General features: G+C 74.2%; 18 protein-coding genes. 14 read left to right on the forward strand and 4 right to left on the reverse strand.

Annotation, left to right across the window (positions count from 1 at the left end):
- Positions 1–59: 59 nt before the first annotated feature.
- A complete protein-coding gene (gene mmuM, locus M6G08_RS18510; RefSeq protein ID WP_272588271.1) occupies positions 60–968 on the reverse strand; it encodes a homocysteine S-methyltransferase in 909 nt (302 codons plus the stop codon).
- 160 nt (positions 969–1,128) lie between these two features.
- Here mmuM and M6G08_RS18515 point away from each other — a divergent pair, with 160 nt between their 5' ends.
- The 7 genes from M6G08_RS18515 (at position 1,129) to M6G08_RS18545 (ending at position 7,411) form a co-directional block, all read left to right on the forward strand.
- Complete coding sequence (locus tag M6G08_RS18515) at positions 1,129–1,968, forward strand: CPBP family intramembrane glutamic endopeptidase (protein ID WP_272588272.1); 840 nt, start codon at positions 1,129–1,131, stop codon at positions 1,966–1,968.
- Complete coding sequence (locus M6G08_RS18520; protein WP_272588273.1) at positions 1,965–3,131, forward strand: sensor histidine kinase; 1,167 nt, start codon at positions 1,965–1,967, stop codon at positions 3,129–3,131. The genes M6G08_RS18515 and M6G08_RS18520 overlap by 4 nt, the downstream gene beginning before the upstream one ends.
- Positions 3,128–3,787 carry a response regulator gene (locus M6G08_RS18525; RefSeq protein WP_272588274.1) on the forward strand — a complete coding sequence of 220 codons (660 nt, stop codon included), beginning with the start codon at positions 3,128–3,130 and terminating at the stop codon, positions 3,785–3,787. The genes M6G08_RS18520 and M6G08_RS18525 overlap by 4 nt, the downstream gene beginning before the upstream one ends.
- 172 nt (positions 3,788–3,959) lie before the next feature.
- Entirely contained in the window at positions 3,960–5,042 is a 1,083-nt protein-coding gene (locus M6G08_RS18530; protein ID WP_272588275.1) for a glycoside hydrolase family 43 protein, read from the forward strand.
- Positions 5,039–6,091 carry a rhamnogalacturonan acetylesterase gene (locus M6G08_RS18535; protein WP_272588276.1) on the forward strand — a complete coding sequence of 351 codons (1,053 nt, stop codon included), beginning with the start codon at positions 5,039–5,041 and terminating at the stop codon, positions 6,089–6,091. The genes M6G08_RS18530 and M6G08_RS18535 overlap by 4 nt, the downstream gene beginning before the upstream one ends.
- A gap of 97 nt (positions 6,092–6,188) precedes the next feature.
- Positions 6,189–6,662 carry a hypothetical protein gene (locus M6G08_RS18540; RefSeq protein ID WP_272588277.1) on the forward strand — a complete coding sequence of 158 codons (474 nt, stop codon included), beginning with the start codon at positions 6,189–6,191 and terminating at the stop codon, positions 6,660–6,662.
- Entirely contained in the window at positions 6,659–7,411 is a 753-nt protein-coding gene (locus M6G08_RS18545) for an isocitrate lyase/PEP mutase family protein (RefSeq protein ID WP_272588278.1), read from the forward strand. Before M6G08_RS18540 ends, M6G08_RS18545 begins: the two co-directional genes overlap by 4 nt.
- On the opposite strand, the gene M6G08_RS18550 is transcribed toward M6G08_RS18545, so the two are convergent.
- Positions 7,412–8,002 (reverse strand): TetR/AcrR family transcriptional regulator, encoded by a 591-nt coding sequence (locus M6G08_RS18550; protein ID WP_336299000.1) that lies wholly within the window; start codon positions 8,000–8,002, stop codon positions 7,412–7,414.
- 152 nt (positions 8,003–8,154) lie between these two features.
- Between M6G08_RS18550 and M6G08_RS18560 the strand changes: the two genes are divergently transcribed.
- From M6G08_RS18560 to M6G08_RS18570, 3 genes are all read left to right on the forward strand, one after another.
- The gene (locus M6G08_RS18560) at positions 8,155–9,852 is read left to right on the forward strand and encodes a PHP domain-containing protein (protein ID WP_272588279.1); all 1,698 of its coding nucleotides are present in this window, start codon (positions 8,155–8,157) and stop codon (positions 9,850–9,852) included.
- The gene (locus tag M6G08_RS18565) at positions 9,849–10,379 is read left to right on the forward strand and encodes a hypothetical protein (RefSeq protein WP_272588280.1); all 531 of its coding nucleotides are present in this window, start codon (positions 9,849–9,851) and stop codon (positions 10,377–10,379) included. Before M6G08_RS18560 ends, M6G08_RS18565 begins: the two co-directional genes overlap by 4 nt.
- A gap of 120 nt (positions 10,380–10,499) precedes the next feature.
- A complete protein-coding gene (locus tag M6G08_RS18570; protein ID WP_272591371.1) occupies positions 10,500–11,771 on the forward strand; it encodes an MFS transporter in 1,272 nt (423 codons plus the stop codon).
- 16 nt (positions 11,772–11,787) lie between these two features.
- On the opposite strand, the gene M6G08_RS18575 is transcribed toward M6G08_RS18570, so the two are convergent.
- A complete protein-coding gene (locus M6G08_RS18575) occupies positions 11,788–13,044 on the reverse strand; it encodes an FAD-binding protein (RefSeq protein ID WP_272588281.1) in 1,257 nt (418 codons plus the stop codon).
- A 106-nt stretch (positions 13,045–13,150) separates the two neighbouring features.
- Here M6G08_RS18575 and M6G08_RS18580 point away from each other — a divergent pair, with 106 nt between their 5' ends.
- From M6G08_RS18580 to M6G08_RS18595, 4 genes are all read left to right on the forward strand, one after another.
- Complete coding sequence (locus M6G08_RS18580; RefSeq protein WP_272588282.1) at positions 13,151–14,470, forward strand: radical SAM protein; 1,320 nt, start codon at positions 13,151–13,153, stop codon at positions 14,468–14,470.
- Positions 14,471–14,718: 248 nt separating this feature from the next.
- Positions 14,719–15,831 (forward strand): ribosome small subunit-dependent GTPase A, encoded by a 1,113-nt coding sequence (gene rsgA, locus M6G08_RS18585; RefSeq protein WP_272588283.1) that lies wholly within the window; start codon positions 14,719–14,721, stop codon positions 15,829–15,831.
- Between the two features lie 308 nt (positions 15,832–16,139).
- Complete coding sequence (locus M6G08_RS18590; RefSeq protein ID WP_272588284.1) at positions 16,140–17,600, forward strand: DNA-3-methyladenine glycosylase 2 family protein; 1,461 nt, start codon at positions 16,140–16,142, stop codon at positions 17,598–17,600.
- A gap of 11 nt (positions 17,601–17,611) precedes the next feature.
- The gene (locus M6G08_RS18595) at positions 17,612–18,127 is read left to right on the forward strand and encodes a methylated-DNA--[protein]-cysteine S-methyltransferase (protein WP_272588285.1); all 516 of its coding nucleotides are present in this window, start codon (positions 17,612–17,614) and stop codon (positions 18,125–18,127) included.
- On the opposite strand, the gene M6G08_RS18600 is transcribed toward M6G08_RS18595, so the two are convergent.
- Positions 18,124–18,612, reverse strand: coding sequence for a DUF456 domain-containing protein (locus M6G08_RS18600; RefSeq protein ID WP_272588286.1), 489 nt, complete (start codon positions 18,610–18,612; stop codon positions 18,124–18,126). The genes M6G08_RS18595 and M6G08_RS18600 overlap by 4 nt on opposite strands.
- Between the last annotated feature and the right edge of the window lie 51 nt (positions 18,613–18,663).

Below are 18,663 nucleotides of genomic sequence, written 5' to 3' on the forward strand. Positions count from 1 at the left end.
ATGCCGCGCCGGCCACGGCAGGGCGAGCTCCCCGCGGCGACCGGGCCACCGGCCGCCGGTCACGCCGGTGCCAGAGCCGCCGCGACGGACCTGATCGTCTCCGGCCCCACCCGGCAGCAGCCGCCGACCATCCCGGCGCCGGCCGCCCGCCACCGGCGCACCTGTCCGGCGTCGAACGAGGAACGCCCCGTCCAGGACCGCGCCTCAGCGTTCCAGGCCTCTCCGCTGTTCGGGTAAACGACAACCGTCTTCCCGGTGACGCGGGCGGCGGTCTCCACGGCGCCGGGGACGTCGCCGGGGGCGCAGCAGTTCACGCCCACGGCGATCACCTCCTCCGCGTCCGCGGCCAGCCCGAAGGCCTCCTCCAGCGGCTGGCCCGCGCGGGTGCGGCCGCCCGCGACGGTGTACGACAGCCAGGCCGGCACGCCCAGTCCGCGCACCGCCCGCAGCAGCGCCGCCGCCTCGTCGGTGTCGGGAACGGTCTCCAGCGCGAGCACGTCCGGCCGGGCGGCGGCCAGTACCTCCAGGCGGGGACGGTGGAAGCGCTCCAGCTCCGCGACCGTCAGCCCGTACCGGCCCCGGTACTCGGAGCCGTCCGCGAGCATCGCCCCGTAGGGACCCGCCGACGCGGCCACCCACAGGCGGCGGTCCGCCCGTGCGCGGCGCGCCGCCTCCCGCGCCGACTCCACGCTCAGGCCCATGAGTTCGGCGGCGCGCCCACGGCCGGTCCCGCGCCGGGCGAACCCCTCGAACGTGGCCTGGTAGCTCGCGGTGATCGCCACGTCCGCGCCCGCCTCGAAGTAGGCGAGGTGCGCCTCGGTGACCGCCTCGGGGTCCTCGTCGAGCAGCCGTGCCGACCACAGGTCGTCGCTCAGGTCGTGGCCCGCCGACTCCAGCTGGTTGGACATGCCGCCGTCGAGCACGAGGGGGCGGCCGGAGGCGAGGGCGTCGGCGAAGTCGCTGGTCATGGCAACGAGGTTAGTCAGCCGGCGGCACGGCCTGCGGGCTTGTCCCCCGTGCGAGCTACGGCGAGGTGTCCACCGTGGGGTGACGATCCGGGGCCGCCCGGTCCGTAGCGTCCAGTGCGGCCCGCGGCACACCGGCCGCGGCCCGGAGAAGGGGTCCCCCGTGAGGTTCGTCTGGCAGTTCCTGGCCGTGCTGGCGGCGTACGCCGTCGGCGGCATCGGCATCAACGCGGTGAAGGACAACGACTGGCTCACCCTGGTCGTCGGTCTCACGGCGGCCGCGCTGGTGGTCTACGTGTACGCCTGGGTGGTGCGGCGCACCGAGCGCCGCCGGGCCCTGGACGTGGCCCTGGCAGACGCCCCGGCCAAGGCCGGCTGGGGGACGCTGATCGGCGCCGGGATGTTCACGGCCGTCATCGTGAACCTTTTCGCCTCCGGGCACTACGACGTGCACGGCCTCGGGTCGGTGCCGGGCGCGGTGGGCATGGTCGGATTCATGGCCGGTGCCGCGGCGACCGAGGAGGTCCTGTACCGCGGGGTGCTGTTCCGGATCATCGAGGAGCACCTCGGCACCTACCTCTCGCTGGGACTGACCGGCCTGGTGTTCGGGCTCTCGCACCTGCTCAACGAGGACGCCACCCTGTGGGGCGCCGTCGCCATCGCCGTCGAGGCCGGCTTCATGCTCGCCGCCGTGTACGCCGCCACCCGCAACCTGTGGCTCGCCATAGGCGTGCACTTCGGCTGGAACTTCGCCGCGGGCGGTGTCTTCAGCACCGTCGTCTCCGGCAACGGCACCAGCGAGGGCCTGCTGGACGCCACGATGTCGGGTCCGAAGCTGCTCACCGGCGGCGACTTCGGACCGGAGGGCAGCGTGTACTCGGTGGGCTTCGGGGCGCTGCTGACGCTGGTGTTCCTGTGGCTGGCGCACCGGCGCGGGAACATCGTGCCCTTCGGCGCCCGGCGGGCCGCGGGCGCCAACTCCCCCGCTAAACTGCCCCGGTGATCGTTGGTCGGCGTGTCCCGGAGCTGTGGGGCCGGCTCGACGTCACGGTCCGGGACCTCCCGCTCGGGCTGCTGCTCCTTCTCGCGTCGGTCGTGCCGGGCCTCCACGGCAACGGCACGGAGGTCGGCGGCCTGCCGACCCGGCCCGCCGACGCGCTGGCCGCCGCGGCGGCCGTCCTCCAGTGCCTCCCGCTCGCCCTGCGCCGCAGGTGGCCGCTTGTCTGCCTCGCCCTGGTGTCGTGCGGCTTCGCCCTGGACCAGCTGCGCGGCTACCACCTCTTCGCGGGCACCGCGCTGCCCATCGCGCTGCTGAGCGCGGGGTCCTACCTGGAAAGGTACCGGCGGGCCACCCCGGTGGCCGCGACCGTCGCGTACGCGGCCCTCGCGGTCGCCCTCCACCGGCTCGGCCCCGGGGACCCCGTGGCCGAGTTCGTCACCTTCCATCTGGCCCTGGCTCTGGCCTGGGGCATCGGGGCGTGGATGCGTTCCGCCCGGGTCGCGGAGGCCGAACGCCGCAGCCGCGTCGCCGAGGACGCCCGCGACGCCGAACGCACCCGCATCGCCCGCGAACTGCACGACGTGGTGACCCACCACGTGACGGCGATGGTCGTGCAGTCCGAGGCGGCCCGGTACCTGACCGCCGCGCCCGACCGGCTCGACCAGGCACTGACCGCCGTCAGCGACACCGGCCGGCGCGCCATCACCGATCTGCGCCACCTGCTGGACCTGCTCAACCCCGACCACGGCACCGGTCACGGCGGCGAGGACCGGACGCCGCCCGTCGGTCGGGTGCTCACCCTCGTCGAGCAGACCCGGCGGGCCGGGCAGCCCGTGGAGTTCACCGAGGAGGGCACGCCGCCGGCCTCCACCGGCAGCGCCGACCTGGTGGCCTACCGGGTCGTCCAGGAAGCCCTGACCAACGCGCTCAAGTACGACCACGGCGGCCGGACCTCGGTCCTGGTGCGGCACGGCGAGAGGGAGATCACCGTGGAAGTCGGCACGGACGGTTCCGGTTCGCGGGCCGGCTCCCCCGGCGGCAGCGGGCGGGGACTGGAGGGCCTGCGCGAACGGGTCGGCGTCCTGGGCGGCGACTTCAGCGCGGGCCGCCGGACGGGCGGCGGCTTCCTGGTGCGGGCGCGGATACCCGGGGGGAGCCCGGTATGAGCGCGCCGGTCCGGGTGCTGGTCTGCGACGACCAGGTCCTGATCCGCACGGGGCTGTCGACGATCATCGACGCGCAGCCCGACCTGGCGGTGGCGGGCGAGTGCGGGGACGGGCGGACCGCCGTGGAACTGGCCGGGCGGCTCCGCCCCGACGTCGTCGTGATGGACGTGCGCATGCCCGTGCTCGACGGCATCGAGGCCACCCGGCTGCTGGCCGGTGCCAGGGTGGAGCACCCCGTGAAGGTGCTGGTCGTGACGACCTTCAACCTGGACGAGTACGTCTACGAGGCACTGCGCGCCGGAGCCAGCGGGTTCCTGCTCAAGGACGCCCCGCCGGACCGGCTGCTGCACGGCATCCGCACCGTCGCCCTGGGCTCGGCGCTGCTGGACCCCGAGGTGACGCGCCGCCTCGTGGGCCGGTACGCCGCCCGCATCCGGCCCGCCGAGGGCGGCGCCCGGGACGTTCCGCTGACACCTCGTGAACTGGAGGTGCTGCGCCTCATCGCGGACGGCCTGTCCAACGGCGAGATCGCCGCGGCGCTCGTCATCAGCCCCGAGACCGTCAAGACCTTCGTGTCCCGCATCCTGTCCAAGCTCGACCTGCGCGACCGCGTCCAGGCCGTCGTCTACGCCTACCGGCACGGGCTGGTGACCTAGGGCCAAGTCCTGGGCCGGGTTCCAGGGTCGGGTCCACGGCCGGGCGGGCCGCCGGTGCCGGACCCGTTGACCTTCCCCTGTCACACCCTTACCTTTTCGACGTTCGTAATCACAGATGGCGTTCGGTATGCCGAACCAGGCGTGCCGGACTCCCCGTCGAGAGGCAGCCCGTATGAGCCGCGCCGACGAAGCACCGCCCACCCAGCCCGCAGTCCCCGGCCGACGCCTGCTGCTGAAGGGCGCAGTGGCCGCGGGAGCCCTGACGGCCGTCCCCGCCGTCGCCTCCGCCGCTCCCGGCACAACGGCCCCGTACGTGAACCCGCTCGTCCGCAACCGCGCCGACCCGCACATCCGCCGTCACACCGACGGCTTCTACTACTTCACGGCGACCGCCCCCGAGTACGACCGCATCGTCCTGCGCCGGTCCCGCACCCTGGGCGGCCTCGGCACCGCCCGCGAGTCGGTGATCTGGCGCAAGCACGCCACCGGCGACATGGGCGCGCACATCTGGGCGCCGGAGATGCACCGGGTCGGCGGCAAGTGGTACATCTACTTCGCCGCCGCGCCCGCCGAACGCGTCTGGGACATCCGCATGTGGGTCCTGGAGAACGCCCACCGCGACCCCTTCCGGGGCACCTGGGTCGAGCGCGGCCAGGTGAAGACCGCCTGGGAGACGTTCTCCCTCGACGCCACCACATTCACCCACCGCGGCACCCGCTACCTGGCCTGGGCCCAGCACGAGCCCGGCATGGACAACAACACCGCCCTGTGGCTGTCCGAGATGGCGAACCCCTGGACGCTGAAAGGCCCCCAGATACGCCTGTCCACGCCCGAGTACGACTGGGAGTGCGTCGGCTTCAAGGTCAACGAGGGCGCGGCGGTCATCGCCCGCAACGGACGGCTGTTCATGACGTACTCGGCCAGCGCCACCGACGCCAACTACTGCATGGGCCTGCTGACGGCCGACGCGGACGCCGACCTGATGGACCCGGCCAACTGGTCCAAGTCCCCGGTCCCCGTCTTCACCAGCAACGAGAGCACCGGCCAGTACGGTCCCGGCCACAACTGCTTCACCGTCGACCGGGACGGCCGCACCGACGTCCTCGTCTACCACGCCCGCCAGTACAAGGAGATCGACGGCGACCCGCTGAACGACCCCAACCGGCACACCCGTATCCAGCGGCTGCGCTGGAAGGCGGACGGCACGCCGGACTTCGGCGTCCCGGTCGCCGACACGGCGAGGGGGCGGGCTTGAGACGCGTCGCCGCGGCCGCGCTGGTGGCCGCCGCACTGGCCGCCGGCGCCCTGACGGCCGTACCCGCCCATGCCGCCGAGGCCGCCCAGGGCCGCTCCCTCGGGACGGCCGGCTGCACCGCCACCGCCTGCCACTTCGACGTCCCGCCGGGCACGTACGACGTGCAGGTGCTGCTCGGGGGCGAGGACGCCGCCCGTACCTCGGTCAGCGGCGAGACCAGACGGTCCCTGCTGCCGGAGACCGCCACGGAGGCCGGGGAGCGAGCCGTCCGCAGCTTCACCGTGGACGTCCGCACGCCCGAGGGTGAACCCGCCGGGCCCGTCGGGAGCCCGGGCCTGGACCTGGTGATCGGCGGTTCGGCCCCCGCCCTCGCCGGCATCCGGGTGACCCCCGCCCGCCACGCGCGGCAGATCCTCCTCGTCGGGGACTCCACCGTCTGCGACCAGCCGGGCGCGCCCTACTCCGGCTGGGGCCAGCAGTTGCCGCAGTACCTCCGCAAGGGCCTGTCCGTCGCCAACCATGCCGACTCGGGGGAGAGCACGGTCAGTTACCTGGCCGACGAGCGGATGTGGGGCACCGTACAGCCGCTCATCGGTCCCGGCGATCTGGTGCTCGTCCAGCTCGCGCACAACGACAAGACCACCGACGAGGCGACCTACCGGGCGAACCTGGAGACCCTGGTGTCGGGCGTCCGGGAGCGCGGCGGACGCCCCGTGCTCGTGACACCGGTCGTGCGCCGCTGGTTCAGCGCCGACGGCACCCTGAACAACGACACGGCCTTGCTCGTCAACGGCCTCGGCGTCGACCACCCGGCCGTCGTCCGCGCGGTCGCCGCCGCCGAGGACGTGCCGCTGATCGACCTGACCGCGAAGACCAAGGCGCTCGTGGAGTCGCTCGGCGTGGAGGGCTCCAAGTCGCTCTACCTCTACGACGAGAAGCGGGACAACACCCACACCTCCGCGCACGGCGCCACCGTCTACGCGGGTCTGGTCCGCGACGCACTCGTCGCTCAACGCCTGGTGCCGCACGGCGCCGTACGGCACACCTGAGTGTCCGGCCTCCGGTGGCGACGCGGCCGGAGGCCGGCGCGGCGCGGCGAGAACACTTCGGCGGGGGCCGAAACGACCGGCCCGTAGCGTCGCGGGCATGAGCGACACGAACACCGCCACCACCGCCCCCGCCACGCCCGCCGGCACCGTCACCGGCATGGTCGAACACGTCCTCGCCCTCGCCGCCACCTGGACCCGCTGGGACGGACGGCCCGCCCACGTCGACGGGCGCGTCCACACCCCGCACAAGGCGGTCCGCCGGGTCGCCGACCACATGGTCGACCACCTCGCCGAGATGGAGGCGCGGCTGGCGGGGGAGGAGACGCAGCCCGACCACTGGCACGCCTCCATGGTCACCACGGCGGCGGACCTCGCCCCCTTCACCCAGGACGACCTCGACGAGGCCCGCAGCCGCCTCACCCGGCTCGCCCGGATCTGGGCCAACCGCCTCGACGCGCTCACCGAGGAGCAGCTCGACCACTCGCCCGGCGACGGCTGGAGCTTCCGCCGGCTGGCCGAGCACCTCGAGGAGTCCGTGTACTACGCCGACGCGGTGGGTGACCTGTCGTGACCGCGTTCGCCGGTCTGCACCGCGCCGGTGAGCCGCTGCTGCTGCCGTGCGCCTGGGACCACGCCTCGGCGTACGCGTTCGCCGCGCGCGGGTTCCGGGCGGTCGGCACGACCAGCCTGGGCGTGGCGGCGGCGGCCGGGCTGCCGGACGGGGCGTCGGCGACCCGCGACGAGACACTGCGGCTGGCCCTCACCCTGGGCTCGGGACCGTTCCTGCTCTCCGTCGACGCGGAGGACGGCTTCAGCGACGACCCCGACGAGGTGGGGGAGTTCGCGCGGGAGCTGGCGGCGGTCGGCGTCGTCGGCGTCAACCTGGAGGACGCCCTCGGCCCCGCCGACCGGCACGCCGCGAAGATCGCCGCGGTCCGTGCGGCGGCCCCCGGCCTGTTCGTCAACGCCCGTACGGACACGTACTGGTCCGGCGACGGCTCCTTCCCGGAGACGGTGCGGCGCCTGGACGCCTACCGCGAGGCCGGCGCCCACGGGGTCTTCGTCCCCGGTCTCACCGATCCCGGCGCGATCGGCGACCTCGTCGCCCACCTGGGCGACGTCCCGCTGAACGTCCTCCACTCGCCCGCCGGGCCCGCCCTGCCGCACCTCGCCGACCTGGGCGTCGGCCGCGTCAGCCTCGGCTCGCTGCTCTACCGGCGGGCGCTGGGTGCCGCCCTGGAGGCGGTGGAGGACGTGCGTGCCGGGAGGGTGCCGGGCGGGGCGGCACCGACGTACGAGGAGGTGCGGGCCCTGGGCTGACTAGCCGTCGGCCGAGCCCGGCCCCTCGCGCGGCCAGTGCGTCAGCGCCACGTGCAGTGCCTCGACCGCCTTGTCCCAGGACGCCCGTACGTCGCGCGGGGCACCGAAGCCGCCGGTGGCCTCCAGGGCGCAGTAGCCGTGGAAGGTGCTGCGCAGCAGGCGCACGGCGTCGGTGAGGTCGGGTTCGGTGAGGCCGTAGGCGCGGAGCATGCCGTGGGTGATCTCGGCGGTGCGGCGCAGGGCGGGGGAGTCGGCGACCAGGGACTGGTCGACGCGGATCTGGGTCGCGGCGTAGCGGCCGGGGTGGCGCAGGGCGTAGGAGCGGTAGGCGCCCGCGAAGGCGGCCAGCGCCTCCTTGCCGGCCCGCCCGGCCACCGCCGCCGCGATCTCGTCGATCAGCTCGCCGCCGGCCAGCAGCGCGACGCGGACACGCAGGTCCTGGAGGTTGCGCACGTGGGTGTACAGGCTCGCGTCCCTCACCCCGAAGTGCCGGGCGAGCGCGGAGACGGTGACGCTCTCGAAGCCGGTCGCGTCGGCGAGATCGGCGGCGGCCGCGACGACGCGGTCGGTGGTAAGACCCGCTCGGGGCATGTGCCACCTTCTCTGCTTCCTAGGGCTCCTAGGTTTCATGCTAGGGCAGGCGTGGTGGCACGCGAGGCTCACCTTCGGGTCGTTCAACGTTCATCTTCCGCCTCGATCCTCCTCGGAGCCGCGCACGGCGGCGGTATCCAGGAGGGGCTTCCATGGGGCACGGACACGCACACCCGCACGACCACGATCACCACCACGACCACGAGACCGCGCCGGCCCTTCCCGCCGCCTTCGACGCGTCCGTCCCCGACGAGGCCCTCAGCCCCGAACAGCAGTCCCGCAGAGGCCTGTTGCGCCGCGCCGGACTGCTCGGCGCCGGACTCGCCGCCGGCACCGTCCTCACCCAGACCGCCGCCGCGGCTCCCGCGCGGGCCGCGAGCCACGGACGCCGCGGGAAGGGATTCCTCTGGCTCGCCGGGGACCACCACATCCACACCCAGTACAGCAGCGACGGCAAGTACCGCGTCGTCGACCAGGTCCGCCAGGGCGCCCGGCACGGCATGGACTGGCTGGTCATCACCGACCACGGCAGCGTCACCCACGCCAAGATCGGTGTGGAGAAGGTCAACCCGGACATCCGCGAGGCCCGCGACGCCTACGAGGACACCCTCGTCTTCCAGGGCCTGGAGTGGAACATCCCGGCCGCCGAGCACGGCACCGTCTTCGTCCACCCCGGCCGTCACGAGGTCTCCGTCCTCAAGCAGTTCGAGACCGGCTACGACGGAAGCGTGAAGGGCGCGGGCGACTCCACGCCCGCCAACGAGGCCCTCGCGGTCGCCGGCCTGTCCTTCCTCGCCGACCAGGTAAAGCGGCGCAAGGTCAAGGACGCCCTGATGCTCGCCAACCACCCGGCACGCAAGGGCATCGACTCCCCGCACGAGATCCGCGCCTGGCGCGACGCCACCTCCCGCCACCACCAGATCGCCGTCGGCTTCGAGGGCGCCCCCGGCCACCAGGCCGCCGGCCTCCCCAAGCCGCTCGGCATGGGCCGCGCCCGCGGCATCTACGACGGCAGCCCCGGCGCCAACTCCTTCCCCGGCTACCCGCTGGAGAGCTACCGCACCTGGGGCGGCTTCGACTGGATGACCGCCACCGTCGGCGGCCTGTGGGACAGTCTCATCGCCGAGGGCCGCCCCTGGTGGATCACCGCCAACTCCGACTCCCACCAGGTGTACGCCGACACCGCGGCCCGCGGCGGCGGCGACTTCAACGCCGACGGCCGCTACGACGATCCGGTCTACGCCGGGCAGATCGACGTCACCCAGGGCGACTACTGGCCGGGTCAGTACAGCCGCACCCACGTCGGCTCCGACGGCTTCTCCTACGCCGCCGTCATGGACGGCATCCGCGCCGGCCGCATCTGGGTCGACCACGGGCAGCTCATCAGCGGCCTCGACGTCCGCGTCTCGGGCGGCGGCCGCTGGGCCACCCTCGGCGGCGCCCTGCACGTCCGCAAGGGCACCCGCGTCACCCTGTCCATGGACGTCGCCCTCGCCGGCGGCCCCAACTGGGCCGGGTTCACACCGAAGCTCGCCCGCGTCGACGTCATCCAGGGCGACGTGACCGGCCCGGTCGCCGACCAGGACACCTTCACCGCGCCGACCGCCCGCGTCGTCAAGTCGTACGAGGTCGGCAAGGACACCGGCACCGTCCGCCTCACCTACGACCTCGGCCGCGTCGACCGCCCCGTCTACCTCCGCACCCGCGGCACCGACGGCAACCGCTCCGCCGTCGGCGCGCTGGGCGCGAAGGTCGACCCGGCGGGCCCCGCCATCGACGTCGTCGGCGACGCCGACCCGTGGCGCGACCTGTGGTTCTACTCGAACCCGGTGTGGATCCTGCCGTCATGACACCGGCCGCCGCCCCCGCGCCGCACGCCATCGGCATCGACACCGGCGCGACGACGCTGCGCGAGGCCGACCACCTGCTCCGGGCGCTCGTGGCCGAACTCGGGCTCCCGGACGGAGTCTTCGGCTGCACACACCTGGTGCGGGACGGCCGCCCGCGCGTCGCCCTGTCGCTGGCCGCCGCCGAGGAGCCGGTCCTGCGCGCCGCCCGGGACCGGCTCCGCGAGCAGGGGCACGAGGTCCGCGACGGCGCCTGGGACGCCGTCGGCCGGGCCGTCCGCTACCCGGGCGCGGACGCGCTGACCGGCACGCTGACCGTCGCCGAGCTGCTGGCCCGCTCCGCGATCGACCGCGTGACGGTACTGGGCTCGCCGGGCGAACCGGCCCCGGACACCCCGCTGGTGACCCGGGACCACGTGCGCCCGCAGTGGCAGGACGGCCGCCTCGTCCTGGCCGCCATGCCCGCCGCGGGCGGCACGCTCGTACCGTTCGAGGACCCGGACCCGACACCGTGCTGCGCGGACCACTGACGGTTCCGTAACCATCGAGCACGGGGCACGACAGCTCCGTAAGGTGGTCGCGGACCCGGCAGCGGGCGGCGCGGGGGAGGCGACCGGCATGGGGTGGCGGCGGCGGACGGCGGCGGCCCGGTGACGCACGAGGCACGGGACACGGGGCGAGCGGCCGGGCGCTCCTCCGGGAAGACCCGTCCGCTGTGGCGGCAACGGGACTTCGGCGTCTTCTGGGCCGCGCAGACCCTCTCCGTCCTCGGCGACTCCTTCGCGCTGATCGCCCTGCCGCTGCTGGTGCTGGAGGCGACCGGGTCGATCGCGCGGATGGGACTGCTGACGGCCGTCGGCGGTGCCGCCGCGGTCCTCGCGGCCGTGTTCGCGGGGACCGTCGTCGACCGGGTGGACCGCCGCAGGCTGCTCATCGGCTGCGACCTCGTACGGATGGTCCTGTACGGGCTGATCCCCCTGGTGTGGCTGCTCGGCCCGCAGGTCTGGCTCCTCTACGCCGTCCTGCCGCTGTGCGAGGCCGTCGGCATGTTCTTCGCCGTCGGCTACGTCACCGTCGTGCGTTCCCTGGTCGGCACCGAGCAGCTCACCGAGGCCAACGGACGCCTCAACGCCACCGCCGCCGCGGCCGGTGTCCTCGGGCCGCTGTGCGCGGGCGTGGTGGCCGCCTGGTCCGGCCCGGCCGCCGCCGTCGGCGTGGACGCGGCCAGCTTCGGCGTCTCGGCCGCCCTCGTCGCCCTCGTCCGCTTCCGGTCCCGCCCGGCCGACGACCGGGCCGACGCGGACAAGGGGGAGCGCCCCGGGCTGTGGCAGGACCTGCGCACCGGCGTGGCCTTTCTCCGCCGGCACCCGGTGCTGCGCGCGCTCACCGCCCTGCTGTGCTGCTTCAGCTTCCTCACCCTCGGCCTCAACGACCTGGTCATCTACCACCTCAAGCACGACCTCGGCCACGACGACGGCACGGTCGGCACCGTCATGGCGGTCGGCGCCCTCGGCACCATCACCGGCGCGCTGCTGGTGGCCCGGGTGCGCCGCGGGCTGGGTTTCGGCCCGACCTGGACCGGTGCGGTCGCCGTCTGCGGACTGGCGTTCGCCGGGATGGGCCGGGCAACCGACGTCGCCACCGTCGCCCTGCTGAGCGCCGTCTTCCTGGCCTGCGTCGGCATGGCGGGCACCTGCTCGATGTCCCTGCGCCAGGAAGTGACCCCCGAGCACCTGCTCGGCCGGGTCACCTCCGCCTTCTGGACCCTGCAGTACTCGGTGGCCCCCGTCGGCGCGGCCGTCCTCACCTGGGCGGCGGAGCGGCGCGGCACCACCCCGGTCGCCCTGGCGGCCGGCGCCTGCTGCGTCCTCATCGCGGTGGCGGCGCTCTTCACACCGATCCGCCGGGCCGGACGGGCCTGACATCCCCAACGACGCCTCAGCCGCCCAGCACCCCGCGCACGAACGCGTTCGTGAACTTCCCCGCCGGGTCCAGGTCATGTGCCAGCGCGCGGAATTCGCCCAGTCTCGGGTAGAGGGCGCCCAGTTCACCGGCCGGGGTGGTGAACACCTTCCCCCAGTGCGGGCGGGCCGCGAACGGGGCCAGGGCCTCCTCCAGCCGCCGCACCACCGGCAGCACCGCCGCCGTGTCCTCGACCCAGGTGAAGTGCGCCGCCACGGTGTCACGCCCGTAGGACGGGCTCAGCCACTGCCCGTCGGCGGCGACCGCGCGGATCTCACAGGTCTGCAGCACCGGCGCGACGACCTCCCGTATCGCGTCCATCGCGCGCAGGGCGGCCGGCGCGTGCTCGCGCGGCATCAGGTACTCCGACTGCAGCTCGGCACCGCTGCTGGGCGTGAACTCGGCGCGGAAGTGCGGCAGCCGCTCGTGCCAGGGACCGGGCACACCGAACTGCTCCGTGCAGTTGACCGCGGGCATGCCCGGCACCGGGTGCTTCTTATCGGCGGCCGGCGCGGCGTACGGGAAGTCGGGCAGCGGCTGGTCGCTGCGCCGCTTCACCCACACCTGCCGGAACCCCGGCGCCCGCCAGTCCGTGAACAGGCTCACGCTGTACGCCGCCGACATCACCGCCTCGAACGCCGCCGCGTCCAGCCCGTCCAGCGGCAGCTCGGTGAAGACGTGCTGCTCGACCTCGTAGGCCGGCTCCAGGTCGAGTGTGAGCGCGGTCACGACGCCCAGCGCGCCGAGCGAGGTCACCGCGCCCCCGAAGCGTGCGTCGCCGCGCGCCACGGTCACCGTCGAGCCGTCCGCCGTCACCAGCTCCACCTCGCGCACGGACGAGGCGAGCGGCCCGTTGCCGACGCCCGAACCGTGGGTGCCGGTCGCCACCGACCCGGCGACCGAGATGTGCGGCAGCGACGCCATGTTGGCCAGCGCCAGCCCCCGCCCGTGCACCACCCGGGCCAGCTCCGCGTACCGGACCCCGCCGCCCACCCGCACCGTGCGGGCCGCCGAGTCGACGTCCACCTCCGACGGCAGGTCCGCCAGCGACAGCAGGACCCCCTCGGCGCCCGGCTCCGCGATCTCGTTGAAGGAGTGCCCGCTGCCCAGCACCCGCACCCGCGCGCTGTCCGCCACCAGGGCCCGCAGCGCGGCCGGGGTGCGCGGCCGGAGCAGTTCCTTGGCCGTGTAGGTGATGTTGCCGGCCCAGTTGGTCACGGTGATGTCGGTCATACCGCGGAAACCTACCCCGCGCGTCTGGAGGGCCCCCGCGCGGGAAGCCGCACCGGCGGGGGCATACCGTGAGAAGTCGAACGCCGGAGCTGGGAGGAGACACGGGATGGACAGCCGTACCGCGCTGGTCGAGGATCTGATGGAGCGGTTCCCGCACGTGCCGCGCGAGGCCGTCTTCAAGGAGGACCTGCTGCGCGGCGGTGTCGCCTTCGACCCCTCCGCCCTCAGCGACAACGAGGACGGCGAGGTGAAGCCGAAGTCGTACTTCATCTTCTCCTTCGACCACGGCACCCTGCCGGAGTTGGGCGAGGCCGCGCTGCGCCGGCCGCCCGAGGAGATCATCCTCACCGGCGGCCCCTACGACCTGCGCCGCACCGTCGTCTCGGTCCGGGTGAACCCGTCCTCGCCCTACCGGGTAGCCGCCGACGAGCACAACCAGCTCGGCCTCTACCTCGACGGCAAGCGGATCTCCGACGTCGGCGTGCCGCCCATGCCCGAGTACTACCGGCACAAGCTCTCCAACGGGAAGTCGGTCATGGAGGTCGCCCCGACCATCCAGTGGGGCTACCTGATCTACCTGACCGCGTTCCGCGTCTGCCAGTACTTCGGCGCCAAGGAGGAGTGCCAGTACTGCGACATCAACCACAACTGGCGCCAGCACAAGGCGGCCGGGCGGCCGTACACCGGCGTGAAGGACGTCGACGAGGTCCTCGAGGCGCTGGACATCATCAACAAGTACGACACCGCCAAGATCTCCACCGCGTACACGCTCACCGGCGGCGCGATCACGTCGAAGGTCCAGGGCCTGGACGAGGCCGACTTCTACGGCCGGTACGCCAAGGCCATCGAGGAGCACTTCCCCGGCCGCTGGATCGGCAAGGTCGTCGCCCAGGCCCTGCCCAAGCCGGACGTCCAGCGCTTCAAGGACTACGGGGTGCAGATCTACCACCCCAACTTCGAGGTGTGGGACGAGTACCTGTTCAAGATGTACTGCCCCGGCAAGGAGCGCTACGTCGGCCGCGACGAGTGGCACCGGCGCATCCTGGACTCCACCGAGGTCTTCGGCGCCCGCAACGTCATCCCCAACTTCGTCGCGGGCGTGGAGATGGCCGAGCCCTTCGGCTTCAAGACCGTCGACGAGGCCATCGACTCCACCACCGAGGGCCTGCGCTTCTTCATGTCGCACGGCATCACGCCCCGCTTCACCACCTGGTGCCCCGAGCCCACCACCCCGCTCGGCAAGACCAACCCCGACGGCGCCCCGCTGGAGTACCACATCCGCCTCCTCCAGGCCTACCGCCAGACCATGGAGGACTACGGCCTCTCCTCGCCCCCCGGCTACGGCCCGCCCGGCGCCGGCAACGCGGTCTTCTCCGTCAGCTCCTTCATGGACAGCCTGCCGGAGGACGCGCCCGTGGAGGTGTGAGCGGGCGGGTGGTCCGGCGGCGAGAAAAGGCGTTGACGGGGCGAGGTACCCACGGGCTAATCTGACACACGTCACACGGTGATCGCCGTGGGCGCGGAACACAGGAGTGAGGAGGTGTCGACCGATGGCTGTCATTGCGACGGGCGCTGCCCGCATCCAGGAACCCATCACGTCCACCTCCGTGGCCACCGGCTGACCTCAGCCCGCTGAGTCCGGTCGCCGGGGCCGCCCCCTGAAGGGCCAACCCCTTGACTTCCACGTCCCGTTCCACCTCCCTCTTCACCGCCCACTGTGCCCTCGCCCCCTACGGCTGGGACGAGGACTGGGCCGACGCGTTCGGGCCGCACGCCGCCGAAGGGCTGCTGCCCGGCCGCGTCCTGCGGGTCGACCGCGGCCAGTGCGACGTCGTCACCGCGGACGGCGTCCTGCGGGCCGACACCGCGTTCGTCACCCCGCACGACCCCCTGCGCGTCGTCTGCACCGGCGACTGGGCCGCCGTCGAACCGGACGGCACCCCGCGCTACGTACGCGCGTACCTGCCGCGCCGTACGGCGTTCGTGCGCTCCACCTCCTCCAAGCGGTCCGAGGGGCAGATCCTCGCGGCCAACGTCGACCACGCGATCGTCGCCGTGTCGCTGGCCGTCGAACTCGACCTCGCCCGGATCGAACGGTTCCTCGCGCTGGCGTGGGAGTCCGGGGCGCAGCCCCTGGTGGTCCTCACCAAGGCCGACCTGGTGCCCGACCCGGTGACGCTCGCCCACCTCGTCCAGGACGTGGAGACCGCCGCGCCCGGGGTGCCGGTGCTGCCCGTCAGCGCCGCGCACGGGGAGGGGCTGGACGCCCTGGCCGCCGTCGTCGGCGGCGGTACGGCGGTACTGCTCGGGCAGTCCGGCGCGGGCAAGTCCACCCTCGCCAACGCGCTGCTCGGCGAGGACGTCATGGACGTCCAGGCCACCCGGGACATGGACGGCAAGGGCCGGCACACCACCACCACCCGCAACCTCCTCGTCATGCCCGGCGGGGGAGTGCTGATCGACACCCCGGGGCTGCGGGGCGTCGGGCTCTGGGACGCGGGCGGCGGCGTCGGCCAGGTGTTCGCCGAGATCGAGGAGCTGGCCCGTGACTGCCGGTTCCACGACTGCGCCCACGAGAGCGAGCCGGGCTGTGCCGTCCTCGCCGCCATCGACGGCGGCGAACTGTCCGAACGGCGGCTGGAGAGCTTCCGCAAGCTCATGCGGGAGAACCAGCGCATCGTCGCCAAGACCGACGCCCGGCTCCGCGCCGAGATGCGCAAGGAGTGGAAGCGTCGGGACGCCATCGGGAAGGCGGCGATGGAGGCCAAGCGGGGGCGTCTTCGGTAGCGGCGCGCTGGCGGGCTGAGGTCTCGCGGGCGTGTGCCGGGCGGCCGTCGGCCGCCCGGCTCCGCCGGCCCGGCGGCCACGTCGCCGCGGGGCGCGGGGCCACGACCGGTGTGTGCTGCCAGGCGCACCCGACCGGTGCGTCGGGCTGCCTGACCCCGGCCTTCTGACGGGCGTCGACCGCCGTCGTCCGCACGTCTCCGTCGCGGCGGTCGTGCGGACGACACGCCCGCGGCCGCGGCGGCGGGCTGCGACGGCCGCCGGTGCGGCCGCCGGGCAGACCGGCGACCTGCGCCACACCCGCCGACGCGATGTCCGATTTCCGCCAGCCCGGCCCTCGGGCCTGGCGGAGACTGGACGGCGTGAAGACGGACGACGTGGCGCTCGAGAAGGCGCGGGACAGCAGGTACGAGGCCGTACGCAGCCGGGACGCCCGGTTCGACGGGGCGTTCTTCTTCGCCGTCGAGACGACCGGCATTTACTGCCGGCCCAGCTGCCCGGCAGTCACACCGAAGCGGAGCAACGTGCGGTTCTTCGCGACCGCCGCCGCCGCGCAGGGCTCGGGGTTCCGGGCCTGCCGGCGGTGCCGCCCGGACGCCGTGCCGGGCTCGGCCGACTGGAACGTCCGCGCCGACGTCGTGGGCCGCGCCATGCGGCTGATCGGGGACGGAGTCGTCGACCGCGAGGGCGTCGCCGGACTCGCCGGCCGGCTCGGCTACAGCGCCCGCCAGGTGCAGCGGCAGCTCACCGCCGAGCTCGGGGCCGGGCCGGTGGCCCTGGCCCGCGCCCAGCGGTCGCACACCGCGCGCGTCCTGCTGCAGACCACCGCCCTGCCGGTCACCGAGATCGCGTTCGCGTCGGGATTCGCCAGTGTGCGGCAGTTCAACGAGACGATCCGGGCCGTGTACGCGGCCACCCCGAGCGAGCTGCGCGCCGCCGCGCCCGCCCGCTCACGCACCGGCGCCCCCTCCGCCGGCATCCCGCTGCGCCTCGCCCACCGGGGGCCCTACCAGGCCGGGCCGGTCTTCGACCTGCTCCAGCGGGAGGCCGTCGCCGGGGTCGAGGAGGTGAGCGGCCCCACCGGCCGCCGCCTGTACCGGCGCACCCTGCGCCTGCCGTACGGCACCGGGATCGTCGCCGTCGACGAGCGTCCGGGCGGGACGCGCAACGGCAGCGGCGGCTGGCTCGACGCCCGCCTCCACCTCACCGACCTGCGTGACCTGACCACCGCCGTACAGCGGCTGCGCCGGCTCCTCGACCTCGACGCCGACCCGTACGCCGTCGACGAACGCCTCGGCGCCGACCCCCGTCTGGCCCCGCTGGTCGCCGCCCGCCCCGGACTGCGCTCGCCGGGCACCGCTGATCCCGACGAGTTCGCCGTACGGGCCCTGGCGGGGCGGGCGGAGGCCGAGCGGCTGGTCCAGCGGTACGGCAAGACACTGGACGCGCCGTGCGGCACCCTCACCCACCTGTTCCCCGAACCGGGCGTCCTCGCCGAGGCGGAGCCGTACGGAGCGCCGGGCGCACTCGCCGCCGCCCTCGCCGACGGCGCCGTCCGCCTCGACCCCGGCGCCGACCGGGGCGACGCCGAACGCGCGCTGCTCGCCGTACCGGGCGTGGACGCCGCCACGGCCGCCGTCGTCCGCGCCCGCGCCCTCGGCGACCCGGACGTCGCCCCGCCCGGCGCGGCCGTCCCCGACACCTGGCGCCCCTGGCGCTCGTACGCCCTGAGCCACCTGCGCGCAGCAGGAGAGTGGGAGAACCACCGATGACGAAGACGACCATGACCACGACCACAGCCGCGACCACCGGTACCTACTGGACCGAGGTGCCCAGCCCCGTCGGCCCGCTGCTCCTCACCGCGGACGCGGACGGCGCGCTCACCTCCCTGTCCGTGCCCGGGCAGAAGGGCGGCCGTGGCGTCCAGGAGGGGTGGCGGCACGACGCCGGGCCCTTCCGGGCCGCCGGGGAGCAGCTCGCCGCCTACTTCGCCGGGGAGCTGACCGCGTTCCGGCTGCCGCTGCGGGCCGAGGGCACCGCCTTCCGGGAGCGGGTGTGGGCCGCCCTGGACGACGTGCCGTACGGGTCGACCACGACGTACGGCGAGATCGCCGCCCGCATCGGGGCCTCCCGGCCCGCGGTACGGGCCGTCGGCGGCGCGATCGGCGCCAACCCGCTGCTGATCCTGCGCCCCTGCCACCGGGTGATCGGCGCCGACGGCTCCCTGACCGGGTACGCGGGCGGCCTGGAGCGCAAGACGCGGCTGCTGGCCCTGGAGGGCACCCTGCCCAGGCCCTAACCGGCCAGCACCGCCCCCAGCCACGCCGCGGTGATCAGCAGGCAGGCGAAGAACTCCGTCAGCACCCCGTAACCGCCCGCGCGCATCGCCGTACGCAGCGCCGCCCTCGCCTCGCCGTGCCGGCCCAGCCGCAGCCGCTCGGCGAGGTAGATGCCGCCCATGAAACCGGGTACCGCGCCGACCACCGGTATCAGGACGAAGCCGAGGACCGCGCCCGCGCCCCCGTAGAGCGTGAGCCGCCGGGTGGCGTCGTCCGCGCGCAGCCGCCGGCGCCGGGACGGCAGCGCCCAGCGCACCGCCAGGGACAGCAGCAGGACGACGGTGGCGCCGACGAGCACGGCCCACGCCAGCGGCCGCGGGTCCTTCAGCGCCCACCACAGGACCCCGGCCCACACCAGCCACGACCCGGGCATGCCGGGGAACAGCACCCCGCACAGCCCGAGCAGTATCACCAGCCCGGACAGCAGGAGGTCCCACGCTCCCATCTTTCCAGGGTGCCGGAGCCGCGCGCGGTCCGCAGATGTGCGGGCGGGTGC

Origin of the sequence: Streptomyces sp. M92 (genome assembly GCF_028473745.1) — a bacterium.
GTDB lineage: Bacteria > Actinomycetota > Actinomycetes > Streptomycetales > Streptomycetaceae > Streptomyces.

What these genes read in the sequence shown, in the direction of transcription:
- M6G08_RS18575 (WP_272588281.1), bottom strand. Translation starts at nt 13,044, where the DNA reads ATGACCGACATCACCGTGACCAACTGGGCCGGCAACATCACCTACACG.
- M6G08_RS18595 (WP_272588285.1), top strand. Translation starts at nt 17,612, where the DNA reads ATGACCACGACCACAGCCGCGACCACCGGTACCTACTGGACCGAGGTG.
- M6G08_RS18600 (WP_272588286.1), bottom strand. Translation starts at nt 18,612, where the DNA reads ATGGGAGCGTGGGACCTCCTGCTGTCCGGGCTGGTGATACTGCTCGGG.
- mmuM (WP_272588271.1), bottom strand. Translation starts at nt 968, where the DNA reads ATGACCAGCGACTTCGCCGACGCCCTCGCCTCCGGCCGCCCCCTCGTG.
- M6G08_RS18565 (WP_272588280.1), top strand. Translation starts at nt 9,849, where the DNA reads ATGACACCGGCCGCCGCCCCCGCGCCGCACGCCATCGGCATCGACACC.
- M6G08_RS18525 (WP_272588274.1), top strand. Translation starts at nt 3,128, where the DNA reads ATGAGCGCGCCGGTCCGGGTGCTGGTCTGCGACGACCAGGTCCTGATC.
- M6G08_RS18580 (WP_272588282.1), top strand. Translation starts at nt 13,151, where the DNA reads ATGGACAGCCGTACCGCGCTGGTCGAGGATCTGATGGAGCGGTTCCCG.
- M6G08_RS18540 (WP_272588277.1), top strand. Translation starts at nt 6,189, where the DNA reads ATGAGCGACACGAACACCGCCACCACCGCCCCCGCCACGCCCGCCGGC.
- M6G08_RS18590 (WP_272588284.1), top strand. Translation starts at nt 16,140, where the DNA reads ATGTCCGATTTCCGCCAGCCCGGCCCTCGGGCCTGGCGGAGACTGGAC.
- M6G08_RS18560 (WP_272588279.1), top strand. Translation starts at nt 8,155, where the DNA reads ATGGGGCACGGACACGCACACCCGCACGACCACGATCACCACCACGAC.
- M6G08_RS18550 (WP_336299000.1), bottom strand. Translation starts at nt 8,002, where the DNA reads ATGCCCCGAGCGGGTCTTACCACCGACCGCGTCGTCGCGGCCGCCGCC.
- M6G08_RS18530 (WP_272588275.1), top strand. Translation starts at nt 3,960, where the DNA reads ATGAGCCGCGCCGACGAAGCACCGCCCACCCAGCCCGCAGTCCCCGGC.